The organism is Arthrobacter sp. 18067 (assembly GCF_902706295.1).
Taxonomy (GTDB): Bacteria; Actinomycetota; Actinomycetes; order Actinomycetales; family Micrococcaceae; genus Arthrobacter.
The window spans coordinates 235,513-248,306 of record NZ_CACSJJ010000002.1; the positions used below are offsets into that span (position 1 = coordinate 235,513).

At 62.6% G+C, this 12,794-nt stretch carries 15 protein-coding genes; 8 read left to right on the top strand and 7 right to left on the bottom strand.

The window, feature by feature from the left end; translation table 11 throughout:
• Positions 1-148: 148 nt before the first annotated feature.
• From GVL04_RS03575 to GVL04_RS03590, 4 genes are read left to right on the top strand one after another with little or no spacing between them, the layout of a single operon-like run.
• Entirely contained in the window at positions 149-646 is a 498-nt protein-coding gene (locus GVL04_RS03575) for a DUF3099 domain-containing protein (RefSeq protein ID WP_159699671.1), read from the top strand.
• Positions 643-918 (top strand): hypothetical protein, encoded by a 276-nt coding sequence (locus GVL04_RS03580; protein ID WP_159699674.1) that lies wholly within the window; start codon positions 643-645, stop codon positions 916-918. Before GVL04_RS03575 ends, GVL04_RS03580 begins: the two co-directional genes overlap by 4 nt.
• Positions 919-1,785 (top strand): SURF1 family protein, encoded by an 867-nt coding sequence (locus GVL04_RS03585; RefSeq protein ID WP_159699677.1) that lies wholly within the window; start codon positions 919-921, stop codon positions 1,783-1,785. It abuts the gene before it with no gap.
• Positions 1,769-2,254 carry a YbaK/EbsC family protein gene (locus tag GVL04_RS03590; protein WP_159699680.1) on the top strand — a complete coding sequence of 162 codons (486 nt, stop codon included), beginning with the start codon at positions 1,769-1,771 and terminating at the stop codon, positions 2,252-2,254. Before GVL04_RS03585 ends, GVL04_RS03590 begins: the two co-directional genes overlap by 17 nt.
• Positions 2,255-2,412: 158 nt before the next feature.
• On the opposite strand, the gene GVL04_RS03595 is transcribed toward GVL04_RS03590, so the two are convergent.
• Positions 2,413-4,011, bottom strand: coding sequence for an ABC-F family ATP-binding cassette domain-containing protein (locus GVL04_RS03595; RefSeq protein WP_159699683.1), 1,599 nt, complete (start codon positions 4,009-4,011; stop codon positions 2,413-2,415).
• A 278-nt stretch (positions 4,012-4,289) separates the two neighbouring features.
• Here GVL04_RS03595 and GVL04_RS03600 point away from each other — a divergent pair, with 278 nt between their 5' ends.
• From GVL04_RS03600 to GVL04_RS03610, 3 genes are read left to right on the top strand one after another with little or no spacing between them, the layout of a single operon-like run.
• Positions 4,290-4,907 (top strand): biotin transporter BioY, encoded by a 618-nt coding sequence (locus GVL04_RS03600; protein WP_159699686.1) that lies wholly within the window; start codon positions 4,290-4,292, stop codon positions 4,905-4,907.
• A gap of 18 nt (positions 4,908-4,925) precedes the next feature.
• The gene (locus tag GVL04_RS03605; protein ID WP_159699689.1) at positions 4,926-5,663 is read left to right on the top strand and encodes an energy-coupling factor ABC transporter ATP-binding protein; all 738 of its coding nucleotides are present in this window, start codon (positions 4,926-4,928) and stop codon (positions 5,661-5,663) included.
• Complete coding sequence (locus tag GVL04_RS03610; RefSeq protein WP_159699692.1) at positions 5,660-6,298, top strand: energy-coupling factor transporter transmembrane protein EcfT; 639 nt, start codon at positions 5,660-5,662, stop codon at positions 6,296-6,298. Before GVL04_RS03605 ends, GVL04_RS03610 begins: the two co-directional genes overlap by 4 nt.
• On the opposite strand, the gene GVL04_RS03615 is transcribed toward GVL04_RS03610, so the two are convergent.
• Positions 6,295-7,500 carry a thiolase family protein gene (locus GVL04_RS03615; protein ID WP_159699695.1) on the bottom strand — a complete coding sequence of 402 codons (1,206 nt, stop codon included), beginning with the start codon at positions 7,498-7,500 and terminating at the stop codon, positions 6,295-6,297. The genes GVL04_RS03610 and GVL04_RS03615 overlap by 4 nt on opposite strands.
• Positions 7,493-8,884, bottom strand: a complete 1,392-nt coding sequence (locus tag GVL04_RS03620; protein ID WP_159699698.1) for a class I adenylate-forming enzyme family protein — start codon at positions 8,882-8,884, stop codon at positions 7,493-7,495. The genes GVL04_RS03615 and GVL04_RS03620 overlap by 8 nt, the downstream gene beginning before the upstream one ends.
• A gap of 61 nt (positions 8,885-8,945) precedes the next feature.
• Here GVL04_RS03620 and GVL04_RS03625 point away from each other — a divergent pair, with 61 nt between their 5' ends.
• Complete coding sequence (locus tag GVL04_RS03625) at positions 8,946-9,845, top strand: neutral zinc metallopeptidase (protein ID WP_159699701.1); 900 nt, start codon at positions 8,946-8,948, stop codon at positions 9,843-9,845.
• Positions 9,846-9,926: 81 nt separating this feature from the next.
• Here the strand turns inward: GVL04_RS03625 and GVL04_RS03630 are convergent, their stop codons facing one another.
• From GVL04_RS03630 to sufD, 4 genes are read right to left on the bottom strand one after another with little or no spacing between them, the layout of a single operon-like run.
• Positions 9,927-10,259: a metal-sulfur cluster assembly factor gene (locus GVL04_RS03630; RefSeq protein ID WP_159699704.1), complete on the bottom strand. Its 333-nt coding sequence runs from the start codon at positions 10,257-10,259 to the stop codon at positions 9,927-9,929.
• Positions 10,260-10,272: 13 nt separating this feature from the next.
• Positions 10,273-11,058 (bottom strand): Fe-S cluster assembly ATPase SufC, encoded by a 786-nt coding sequence (gene sufC, locus GVL04_RS03635; RefSeq protein ID WP_011774795.1) that lies wholly within the window; start codon positions 11,056-11,058, stop codon positions 10,273-10,275.
• Positions 11,059-11,101: 43 nt separating this feature from the next.
• Positions 11,102-11,458: a non-heme iron oxygenase ferredoxin subunit gene (locus GVL04_RS03640; RefSeq protein WP_159699707.1), complete on the bottom strand. Its 357-nt coding sequence runs from the start codon at positions 11,456-11,458 to the stop codon at positions 11,102-11,104.
• A gap of 21 nt (positions 11,459-11,479) precedes the next feature.
• Positions 11,480-12,793 (bottom strand): Fe-S cluster assembly protein SufD, encoded by a 1,314-nt coding sequence (gene sufD, locus GVL04_RS03645; protein WP_159699710.1) that lies wholly within the window; start codon positions 12,791-12,793, stop codon positions 11,480-11,482.
• Position 12,794: the final 1 nt, after the last annotated feature.

The following is a 12,794-nucleotide window of genomic DNA, read 5'->3' on the forward strand; positions in this document are numbered from 1 at the left end:
TTCGCTCCGAAATTCTGCGGCATACGCTTGCCGCTTTGAAGAGGGATTTTCCTGTGTCGATCTTATCCGCCCGCAGCATCCCGTCGGCAGCCGTCACGTCGCGCGGTTTGGGCCGCTACGGCCTTGGTGAGAGAATTGATAGAGGCCTTTGGAGCGTGATGATTCAGTTGTGACACGAGAAAACAGTCCCCTGCAGCAAGTGCCCGGGGAACCGGATGCTGTTTCCGGTGACCCCGAAGTCCACAGCATCACAGATGCGGCTGCGGCGCACTCTGAAGACATGCGTGAGCGCATGATCAAGTATGCGGTCGCCATGGGTATCCGTATGGTCTGCATAGTCCTTATTTTTGTGGTGGACGGCTGGTTCAAGATCATTGCCATCGCAGGCGCCGTGTTCCTTCCGTGGATCGCTGTGGTCATCGCCAACGGCAACGATAAGGCCGAGGACCACAGCGAGTCTTTACTGGACTACGTTGCAGTCCCTGAAATCGAACGCTCCACCCAACCTGAAGAAGAGCCGTCGGACGCGCCCACTGTGCTCCAGGGAGAGCTGGTGGATGATGAATCACCGACCAAACAAGAGGGCCCATCGACGGGTCATGCAACCGAAGCCGGGCAATCCGGCGATGAACGGGCGGCCTCATGAACATTTTTAGTCTTGCTGGCCCAGGTGGGGCCGGCCAGGAGTCCGCACGCGCCACAGGACCGGCGATGTGTTCCCGCAAGGGCTGCCGATCCGGGGCCCAGTGGCAACTCCTGTGGAACAATCCCCGGATCCACACCCCCGAGCGACGCAAAGTGTGGCTTTCTTGTGGAGACCACCGTGAGTGGCTGGAGGACTACCTGCAAACGCGTAGCCTTTGGAAGGAAACCGTGCCCTTCACGGAGTCCGAAGCCTCGGCGAACGAGGCCGGCTGAATGTATCGATTCCTCTTCTCCAGCAAGTGGCTGGGGTACTTCGTCCTGGCTGTCATCTTCGCTACGGCCTGCGTGTTTCTGGGCCGCTGGCAGATGGACCGCCGGGCCGAAACGCTGGCAGAAATCAACCGCGTGGTCAGCAATTACTCCGCCACTCCCATCCCCTACGCCGAGATCAAGAACCAGTTCGACTCCCTGGACCCTGAACGGGAATGGACACAGGTGCAACTGCGTGGCAGCTACGACCTCGATGGCCAGCGGGTTGTGCGTAACCGGCCGTTGAACGGACAGCCAGGTTACGACGTCGTGGTTCCTTTCCGCCTGACCACAGGCGAAGCAGTGGTAATTGACCGCGGGTGGCTGCCGATCGGCAACAACACTCCCGGCCGTCCCGATGTTGTACCGGCCCCACCAACCGGCCAGGTTACCGTGGTGGCGCGTCTCAAGCCCGCTGAACCCAAATTGGATCGCGGAGCGGTGGACGGGCAGTTGGCCTCCATTGACCTGGCCAGTTTCGCCAGCGAGCTCCCCTACCCCATCGCCACTGGTGCTTACGGACAACTCGCCAGTGAAGATCCGGCCGTGCAGCCGATGCCAACGCCGTTCCCCAAACCGGCAACCGAGGAAGGAACGCACCTCTCCTATTCGCTGCAATGGTTCGCTTTCGGCGTCCTGATGTTCATCGGTTTCGGCTATGCCGCACGGCAACAGGCCCGCAACGCGGCCATTGACGCCGAAGACGAAGAGGACGAGCAAATAATCGCCGCCGGTGGCACGCCGAAGAAGCGCACTCCTGCTCCTCGGAAGAACAAGCGCGCCACGTCCGAAGAAGAGGAAGACGCGATCCTGGATGCTCAAGGCTACTGATACGCGACCTGATCCCGTCGCCAATGTAAGGTCCGCTTTGACGGCAGCCGGTGCTCAGGACACGGTCCGGCTGTTCGAGGAGAAGGTGCCCACGGCAGCCGCAGCTGCGGCGGTCCTGGGATGCGAGGTCGCCGCGATCACCAACAGCCTGGTGTTTGAACTGGACGGTGAACCGTTGCTGATCCTGGCCAGCGGTGCAGCCAAGGTTGATACAGCATTGGTTGCAGCACAGGTGGGCACAGGCAAGATCCGCCGCGCCACACCGGATTTCGTGCTGAAACATACCGGCCAGGAAGTAGGCGGAGTAGCGCCAGTAGGCCACCCACAGAAACTCCGCACCATCCTGGACACGTCCCTGCAGGAACACCTTGTCCTCTGGGCCGGAGCCGGAGACCACAACTCCATGTTCTCCATCAGCTACGAGGAACTAGCGCGCATCACCGATGCCGAACCTTTGCAGGTCCGCTAGGCAGCGCGAAGGCCACTTGCCCGCGAGCGAAGCGGCGCGGTTGATCTGCGTAGCGTGCGTCCAAGCGAGGAACTAGCGAGCACGCGGCAGATTAAGCGCGCCGCGCAGCGGTACGCAACCACATGCGCCGCGCAGCGGTACGCAACCACCGCTGAAAGCTACGCCAGCGTGATGAGGTCCAGGTAGTCTTCGTTCCAGTGGTCCTCCACGCCGTCCGGGAGCAGTACAACACGCTCCGGATTCAGCGCCGACACAGCACCTTCGTCGTGGCTGACCATGACGACGGCGCCGCTGTAGTTCTTGAGCGCACCCAGGATTTCCGCGCGGCTGGCGGGGTCCAGGTTGTTGGTGGGCTCATCGAGGAGCAGTACGTTCGCGCTGGAGGCCACGATGGTGGCCAAGGCCAAACGGGTTTTCTCACCGCCGGAGAGGACGCCTGCAGGCTTGTCGACGTCGTCACCGGAGAAGAGGAATGAGCCAAGGATTCCCCGGACCTCCGCGTCTTTCATATCCGGTGCGGAGGAACGCATGTTTTCCAGGACCGTGCGGTCGACGTCGAGGGTCTCATGCTCTTGGGCGTAGTAGCCCACCTTGAGGCCGTGACCGGGGATGATGTCCCCGGTATCCGGCTTATCGACGCCGGCCAGCATGCGCAGCAGCGTGGTCTTGCCGGCACCGTTAAGGCCGAGGATGACGACCTTGGAGCCACGGTCGATTGCCAGATCCACATCCGTGAAGATTTCCAATGAGCCGTAGGACTTGCTGAGGCCCTCCGCGGTCAGTGGGGTCTTGCCGCAGGGTGAGGGATCCGGGAAGCGCAGTGCGGCTACGCGGTCGTTCTCGCGCACGGCCTCCAAGCCGCTCAGGAGCCGCTCGGCACGCTTGGCCATGTTCTGGGCGGCTACGGCCTTTGTGGCCTTGGCCCGCATCTTGTTGGCCTGGTCGATCAGGACCTGGGCCTTCTTCTCGGCGTTGGCACGTTCGCGCTTCCGGGCACGCTCGTCCGTTTCGCGCTGGAGCACGTAGCGCTTCCAGTCCATGTTGTAGTAGTCGATCTGGGCACGGTTGGCATCCAGCAAATAGACCTTGTTCACCGTCGCTTCGAGCAGTTCGGTGTCGTGGCTGATCACGATCAAGCCACCCTGGTGATTTTTCAGGAAGTCACGAAGCCAGGTGATGGAGTCGGCGTCGAGGTGGTTGGTCGGTTCGTCGAGAAGCAGCGTCTCCGCGTCGGAGTACAGGATGCGGGCCAATTCCACACGTCGGCGCTGGCCACCGGAAAGAGTCTTCAGCGGCTGGTTGAGGAGCCGTTCCGGCAGTGCAAGGTTGGAGGAGATCGCCGCGGCTTCAGCCTCGGCAGCGTAGCCGCCGCCAGCCAGGAATTCAGATTCCAGGCGGTCGTAGCGGTTCATTGCTTTGCGCTGGACGGCCAAGTCATCGCTGGCCATGTCATCGTGGGCTTTTTTGAGCTTGCCGACCACCACGTCCAACCCGCGCGCAGAAAGGATGCGGTCGCGGGCGAGCTGCTCCATGTCAGGTGTTCGGGGGTCCTGCGGCAGGTAGCCGATCTCGCCGCTGCGGGTCACTTTGCCCCCGGCCGGAAGGCCTTCACCCGCGAGGACGCGGGTAAGGGTGGTCTTGCCGGCGCCGTTGCGGCCGACGAGTCCGATCTTGTCCCCTTTGTCCACCCTGAAGTTAACCTGGTCCATGAGCAGGCGTGCGCCGGCGCGGAGTTCGAGGTCCTGGACGGTAATCAATTCGGGTGATGCCTTTCAATGGGGAACGCTCGCGGGGACCGGTGGGTCCGTTAGGTGCGGCGGGGGCGGCTGTGAGAACAGCCTGTTCAAGTCTACCGGCACCCCGGCCGCAGGCTGACATCGACTCAAATGAGCGAAAACTGTGCCACCCGCCAAAGAATCACCGGCCAGTGTTGTGGAAAGGCTCCAAAAACCGTGTTACGCCGCATCCGTATTCTCAAGAACAGGGGAGAAAGCTCCGTATTCATCGCATCGCATCACACCTGATTGGACCCGTCATGAGCCAGACCAACGCTGCCAGTGTGCAGCCAAAGCCGACTTCCCGCACACGCTGGACTGCCACCGACCTGGGGCTCATCGCGGTCTTCGCGGCCCTCGTAGCGGCCTCCTCGATTGTCCCTGGCATTCCTGTGGGAGCCCTTGGCGTGCCCATCACGCTGGTGACACTGACGGTGATGCTGAGCGGACTGGTGCTGGGCGCTGGGCGTGGCTTCGCCGCCGTCGGCCTGTACGTGCTTTTGGGCCTGGCCGGGCTGCCGATCTTCAGCGGTGGCCGGAGTGGATTGGGCATCCTGGCGACTCCCTCGGCCGGCTACATCATTGCGTTCCCCTTGGCTGCTGCCGCCACCGGCTATCTCGCGGCGGTAGTCATCCGCCGGACGGTCAAGTTCCGTGCCCTCTGGTTGTTCGCTGCGACCATGGTGAGCAGCATCGTGATCGTCCACGGACTGGGCGTTATTGGAATGATGGTCAACGCCAGGTTGGACTTCGCCAAGGCGTTCCTGGCCGACCTTCCCTTCGTCCCCGGCGATATCATTAAGAACGTCCTGGCCGTGATCATCGCCATGGCAATCCATAAGGCCTTCCCGGATGTCCTGGTACGTCGGGTCAAGTAAAGCGGGAACAATCACTCCATGAACTCCATCAGTTTCAGCAGGGTCTCGGTGCGTGTCGCTGTCGACGGCAGCGACACGCCCAAGACCCTGCTGCACGATTTTTCCCTGGACCTGGTCGAGCGCCGGATCGGCGTCATAGGTGCCAACGGATCGGGGAAGTCCACCCTGTTGCGGCTCTTGAATGGCTTGGTGCAACCGGGCGGGGGAACTGTCGTGGTCCATGGTGATGACACAGTGACGGCCGTCCGCAGGGTCCGAAGCAATGTGGGTTTCGTCTTCACCGATCCCCTGTCACAGTTGGTCATGCCTACAGGGCGGGAAGACGTTGAGCTTTCGCTGCGACGGTCCATTAAGAACTCCAAGGAGCGGGCTGCGCGGGCCGAGGCCGTCCTGGGTCGCTTCGGGCTCCTGGATTTGGCCGATCAAAGCATCTACGAACTTTCCGGTGGTGAAAGGCAACTGCTGGCCCTGGCCGCAGTCCTGGCCGTCAATCCCAAGGTATTGGTACTGGACGAACCATCCACACTGCTGGATCTCCGCAACCGCGAACTCCTGCGGCGAACCGTGGCCGGACTCGACCAGCAGGTCATTATGTCCACCCACGACTTGGACCTCGCCCTCGATATGGACCGCGTTCTGGTGGTCGAGTCAGGTCGCATAGTGTTCGACGGCGACGCGGCAGCAGGCGTTGCCCGTTACCGTGCGCTGTGTGCAGCAGCGTTGGACGAGCTACCGATGGGAAAGGCGCCCCAGTGAGGGGCCATGGCTTCCTGATTGCCAACTACGTCCCGGGAAACTCGCTTGTCCACCGCACTCCCCTATGGCCGAAATTCCTGGTGGTGGCGGCCTGTGGTGCGGCATCCTTCCTGATCGTGGACTGGATCATCTCCCTGCTGGTCTTCGCCGTGATGTGCGGGTTGTTCCTGCTGAGCGGCGCCGGCTTGCGTAGGTTGATCAGGGCCATCTGGCTGGTGGCGCCCATCGTGCTCGTCATCGGACTCTTCCAATGGTGGCAACTTGGAGGTCCCACGGCTGCGCGCATCGTACTGAACGTGCTGGTGTGCGTCGTGGCTGCCTCAGTGCTCACGGCTACTACTCCCGTGCAGGACCTGCTGGACGGAGTGGTTGCCCTCGCCAAGCCATTCCGCCCGTTAGGTGCCGACCCCGAACGTTTCGCCTTGACCATCGCGGTGATGCTCAGGAGCATTCCATTTATTGCCGGCGCCTTTTCTGACGTGAGGGACTCGGCACGTGCGCGGGGACTTGAGCGCAATCCCAGGGCGCTGGTCCTGCCGGTCTTCATCACTACCGTGGCATACGCCCGGCAGACCGGCGATGCGTTGGCTGCACGGGGTTTGGGCGAGCCGGATGACGCTGCCTCCGGAAACTAGAGCCGCGAGTACTGCATCAGCGCCGCGGTTCCCATGCCGCCGGCAATGCTGATCATCGCCAAAGCCAGGGGGCTGTCGCCCTGGATGGCGTAGCGGCCGCGTGCCTGGGCCAGCAACCGAGTCACCAGGACAGCCCCGGATGCGCCGAAGCCGTGCCCCAAGGCCAGGGCGCCTCCTTCGAGGTTGGCCCTCTCCGGGTTGATGCCCAGGTGGTCCAGGCACGCAATGGTCTGCGAAGCGAAAGCCTCGTTGAACTCGACCAGATCAACGCTGTCGGCGGCCACGGAATGATTCGTCAAGAGACGGTGCGCTGCGTGCGCCGCGCCGATCCCGAGGAGCTGCGGATCCACACCCGCGGTGTCGCAGCCGAGTACCAACAATCCGTCAGTCGCACCCATGGCGCGTGCACGCTTCACCGATGTGATGACGACAGCGGATGCTGCGTCCGCGTCGAAGCATGAGTTTGCTGCCGTAACCGTCCCGCCGGGTACGAACGCAGCTGGGAACCTCGCCATGGTTGACGCCCGCAGCGAAGCCCGGGGTCCGTCGTCGGAATCCACCACAGTTCCATGGGCTTTGAGCGGCACGATCTCGCCCGCGAACTTACCTTCTTCGGCAGTCCGAACTGCGCGGTGATGGCTGCGGAGTGCGTACGCATCTTGTTGCTGTCTCGTCACACCGTACTCTCGGGCCACATTCTCGGCGGCAACGCCCATGTCCGGATCGCCAAACCGCGGTGGCACGAAGCTGGCCCGGGAATAGAAGTCCAGTTCGCCGTCGTCGTTCCGGTTGGCCCTTGCCGGAGCGGTGCTGATGCTTTCCACCCCGCCGGCCAGATAGAGCGGGTTCCCGCCGGAAGCAACCAGCCGTGACGCCAAGGCAATGGCATCCAGGCCCGAACCGCACTGCCGGTCCACGGTGAGACCGGGCACGGAGAGGGGCATCCCGGCTTGGAGCGCGGCGTACCTGGCCACATTTCCGCCGCCGCCCACAGCATTCCCCATGATGACATCGTCCACGTCCGCGGGATCCACGGCGAGGGATTCCAGCAGCGCCCCCAACACCGGTGCCAGGAGATCAGGAGCACGGAGTTGCTTCAAACGGCCGTTGGCACGGCAAATAGGCGATCGAAGAGAAGCGACGATCACGGGTTGACGGGATTCGTCGGCTACTCCCCCGGCTGCGCCGCCATCGCTACCCAAGAGGCTGCGCCCTCGGGTCGTGGTTCTTGACCCAGTCCAGAAGGACTTTCCTGCTGACCTTGCCGCGGTCCGTCATGGGCAACTCCGACAACACGTAGTACTGCAACGGCCGCTTGTCCCGTGCCAAGAGGCCGTCAAGGCCGCTGCGAAGTTGGGTGGCGGTGACCGCACCGTATGAAGGCACGACGCCGGCGATCACCTTTTGGCCGCGAATATCGTCGGGCGCACCTGCAGCGACCGCAACATCAATGCCCGGTACGGAAGCCAGTGCCAGCTCCACTTCGTGGGGGTAGACGTTCTTTCCCGAGGTGATGATCATGTCTGAGCGGCGGCCAAGAATGTGGAGGGTGCCATTCTCAATGAATCCTTGGTCGCCTACGGTGTACCAACCGTCCAGGCATCGGAGGGCTTGTCCATCGTCGCCCCAAAGGTAACCGTTGCTGACCATCCCGCTCCGGACACTGATGTTCCCGTGCCCACCATCGGGCAGAGCCTGGCCGGCGTCGTCGAGGATGCACAATTCCACACCCGGGAAGGGTAATCCGATGCCGGTGCCCCCGGCGTCCAATGGTTCACCCGCGGCCAGTCGGGTGCCGGAGACAAAGCTAAGTTCGGACGCGCCGTAGTACTCGTAGATAGCCGCGCGAGGAGCCCACCGCCTTGCGGCCTCCAACGTCCGGGCGTCCAGTTTGGAGCCGGCGCACACGATGCTGCGGATGCCCGAAGCGTCGACGTCGCCGGCCAGCCCCCGCTCGCTGAGCAAGCGCAGCGCCGTTGGCGCAACCACGAGGCGGGTGATGCCGTCGTGGCTGATGGCCGCGTGTGCCTCTCCGACGTCGAATGCTTCCAGCGTATGGAAAGCAGCGCCCGCGTAGAGGCACTCGGAGAGGGCGTAGAGGTTGAGGCTGGCGGAAAGCGGACCCGGTGCCAACGTGCGGTCATCCCGTGAGAGGCCAAAAAACTCGATGGATGCCTCGAAGGACACCTGCCAGGATCTGCGGGACCTGGTGAAGGCTTTGGGGACTGAGGTAGTGCCGGAGGTTAGGCCGATGAGGAAGGTCGTAGACGGGTCCCCGTCCATAAGATCCGTCCGCACGGGTGTGCTGGTCTCTACGACACGCGAGGAGACTTCCTGGATCATCGGAATCGGCCACTCAGGGTCCAGCACGGCACAGCGCCGCTCCCCTGCCACCGCCGCCGTGTAGCGCTCCACAAAGCGAGCGGAGTTGGGCTCGGCAAGTACAGTGGTCGCGGTTGCGTCGCCCAGCAGCCCTGCTGCGGCGTCGCGGAGTCCCGCCCAGGTGAGCCGGCTGCTGCCCACAACGACCGCGGTGTCGTGGGGGCGCTCATCGGCCCAGAGCTGAAGTTTGTCCAGGAAAGGCATCCACACAATTTTACGGCAGCGTCAGGCGCCGGGCACCAATAGTGACGTCTATTCTGACTGTATGAGTTTCAATGACGGCGCACAGCTTGACCCTTCCCAGGTGGAAGACCGACGTGGCAGCGGTATGGGCCGCGGAACCAAGATCGGCGGTGGCATTGGCGGCGGGATCGTGGTGCTGCTGCTGGCACTGTTCGGCATCAACCCCAACATCCTGGGCGACCTGACAGGCAGCGGAACGCAGCCGCCCGCCGTCGAAAGTGGCGGCGCTGGAGGTGTCCAGGAATGCCAGACCGGAGCTGACGCGGACAAACGGTTGGACTGCCGGATCACCGGAACGGTGAACAGCCTCAACGCTTTCTGGCCCGGATACCTTGCCGACTATAACGTCCAGTACCCGCGGCCCAAGACAGTCATCTTCAGTGAGGCCACCAACACCGGGTGCGGTGCAGCTACCAGCGCCGTGGGTCCGTTCTATTGCCCTGCAGACACTACAGCCTATTTTGACCCTGGTTTCTTTGATGAACTGGTGACCCGCTTTGGTTCCTCCGGAGGACCTCTGGCACAGGAGTATGTGGTGGCCCACGAGTTCGGACACCATGTCCAAAATATTCTCGGAAACCTGGACCAGGCACAGCAGGACCCTCAGGGACCGCAGTCGGGTGCCGTCAGGGTGGAACTGCAGGCTGACTGCTATGCGGGTTTGTGGGTCAGGCACGCAACGACGCAAACGGACGCCAGCGGCAAACCTTTCCTTGATCCCCTGACTGAGCAGGATCTGCAGGATGCGCTCTCCGCCGCTTCCGCCGTCGGCGATGATCGCATCCAGGAGGCGGCAACGGGCCGTGTCTCCCCGGAATCCTGGACCCACGGCTCCAGTGAGCAGCGGCAGAAGTGGTTCTATCAGGGGTACACCACCGGAGACATCAACAAGTGCGATACCTTCGGTGTGGCTTCGCCCTAGGGCAGCACGGCACCAAAAAGGAAGGGTTCCGGGTGATATACCCGGAACCCTTCCTTTTACCCTTGAGCGGGCGAATGTTGATCAGATGTTGAAGCCGAGGGCCCGCATCTGGTCCTTGCCGTCGTCGGTGATCCGCTCGGGACCCCATGGCGGCATCCATACCCAGTTCAGGCGCCAATCGTCAACGACTCCGTCGAGGGACTTGCCAACCTGCTCTTCAAGCACGTCCGTCAGCGGGCAGGCCGCCGTGGTCAGTGTCATGTCAATCAGGAGGGCACCGTCGTCATCGGAGTACTTGAGTCCGTAGAGAAGGCCCAAGTCCACGATGTTGACGCCGAGTTCCGGGTCAATCACGTCCTTGAGCGCTTCCTCGACGTCCTCGAGGCTGGTACGCGCCACATTGATGTCGGTCATGGAACGATCCTAACTAGGCCTGTACGGCAGGAGCAACGGCAACGCCGGCCCCTGGGGCGTAGCGGTCGTAGCCTTCTTCTTCGAGGCGGTCGGCGAGCTCGGGGCCGCCTTCTTCAACAACCTTGCCGTCAACGAAGACGTGAACGAAGTCCGGCTTGATGTAGCGCAGGATACGGGTGTAGTGGGTGATGAGCAGCGTGCCCATGTTGCCCTCTTCATGTGCACGGTTAACGCCCTCGGAGACAACCTTCAACGCATCCACGTCCAGGCCGGAGTCGGTCTCGTCGAGAATCGCGAACTTCGGCTTGAAGAGTTCGAGCTGAAGGATTTCAACACGCTTCTTCTCGCCACCGGAGAAGCCTTCGTTGACGTTGCGCTGAGCGAAGTCGGCGTCGATGCGAAGCTGCTGCATGGCGGCCTTGACGTCCTTGGTCCAGGTACGCAGGGCCGGCGCTTCGCCGTCGATCGCGGTCTTGGCAGTGCGGAGGAAGTTGGTCATGGTGACGCCGGGAACCTCTACCGGGTACTGCATGGCCAGGAAGACGCCTGCACGGGCGCGCTCGTCGACGCTCATTTCCAGCACATCTTCGCCGTCCAGCGTGATGGTGCCGCTGGTGACGTTGTAGCGCGGGTGACCGGCGATGGTGGAGGCAAGGGTGGACTTGCCCGAGCCGTTGGGGCCCATGATGGCGTGGGTTTCACCGGTCTTGATGGTGAGGCTGACGCCCTTCAGGATCTCCTTGGTGCCCTGCTCCGTCTCGATGCTGACGTGCAGGTCCTTGATTTCAAGAGTTGACATGCTCTTCTTTCTTTCCGTTCGTAAGTCTGGCGGTACTTGGCGCTCAGTAGTTATCTACCGAGGCGCCGTTCACAACATTGGTCACGTCCACGTAAACGTCGTCTCCATCGATGGTGACGGCGAAAACGGGGACGGGGTCGTAAGCAGGCAGCTGGAGCGGCTGGCCGCTGCGGAGGTCGAACTGGGAACCGTGTCCCCAGCATTCGATTGCGCAGCCTTCAACCTCACCCTCGGACAACGAGATGTCCGCATGCGAGCAGGTATCGGCGATGGCGTGGATATCGCCCATCGAGTCCTTGACGATGGCTACAGGGTAGTCATCGATCAGGACGCGCAGCGCTTGCTTGACCTGGATGTCATTGGCACTGCATACCAGTTCGCCCTTGGTTTCTTCACTCATTGTTACTCCGCCTGGCCTGTCTTAGTTGTCGGTCGCGGCGAGTTCGCGCTCAACAGCTGCGGTCAGGCGCTCTTCGATTGCCGGAACCTTGATCTGCTGGATGATCTCGTTCAGGAAGCCTCGGACCACCAGGCGGCGGGCGACCTTTTCCGGGATGCCACGGGCCATGAGGTAGAACAGGTGCTCGTCATCGAAACGGCCGGTGGCGCTGGCGTGGCCGGCACCCTCGATCAAGCCGGTCTCGATTTCGAGGTTCGGAACGGAATCCGCGCGGGCGCCGTCCGTGAGCACCAGGTTGCGGTTGGCCTCGTAGGTGTCGGTGCCTTCTGCTTCCTTGCGGATCAGGACGTCGCCAACCCACACACTGTGGGCATTGCGGCCTTGGAGGGCCCCCTTGTAGAGGACGCGCGACTTGCAGTTGGCCACGGCATGGTCAACGAAGAGACGCTGCTCCAGATGCTGTCCGGCGTCGGCGAAGTACAGGCCAAACATTTCGACGTCGGCGCCCGGCGCGGTGAAGCGCGTTGACGGCGTGATGCGAACGAGGTCGCCGCCAAGGCTGACAACGATGTGCTTGAACTTGGCATCGCGGCCGATCTTTGCCTGCTGCGATGACGCGTGGACGGCGTTGTCAGCCCATTCCTGCAGGGAGACGACAGTCAGTTCAGCGCCGTCTTCGACGATGATCTCCACGTTCTCCGAAACAACAGCGGTGCCCTGGTGGTCCAAGACCACGACGGACTTGGAGAAGCGTTCCGCCACGATCACGATGTGCTGGGCGGAAGGTGCTTCGCCGGCGCCGGTGATCAGGACGGAAACTTCACCCTCGGCCTGCAGTTCAGCAGGCACGGTGATAACAGTGGCCTCGGCGAAGTTCTCCCAGGCGTTGGCGGACACGAGGTCCTCAGGGATGGCTGCCTGGCCAATGCGCTGGTCGTCACGGCCAACGGTTTCAACAACGACGCCGGCGGGTGCCGTGACGTTGACAGCCGGAGCTGCACCGTTGAGGACTTCGGTGTGGAGGCCGCGCAGGCGCTTGAGCGGCGTGAACCGCCAATCTTCCTCAAGGCCGTTCAGCGGCTTGAAGTCGGCCAGCTTGTACGACGTGAGGCGGCCCGCACGCGAGCTGTCAGGAATGCCAACGCCGCCACCATGCGAGTGGCTCTTGGCCGAAGCGCCGGCGAGGGGACCAGCGGAAGGCTGCTCCGACGTCGTGCTGGTGTTCGTGCCAGTGTTGACGGGCGAAAGGTTCTCGCCTTCCTCGGTGAAGCCGTTGATAAACGGCTGGGCCGAGGGCGCGCCGATGCGCGCCTTTTCAGTAGTGATATCAGTCATT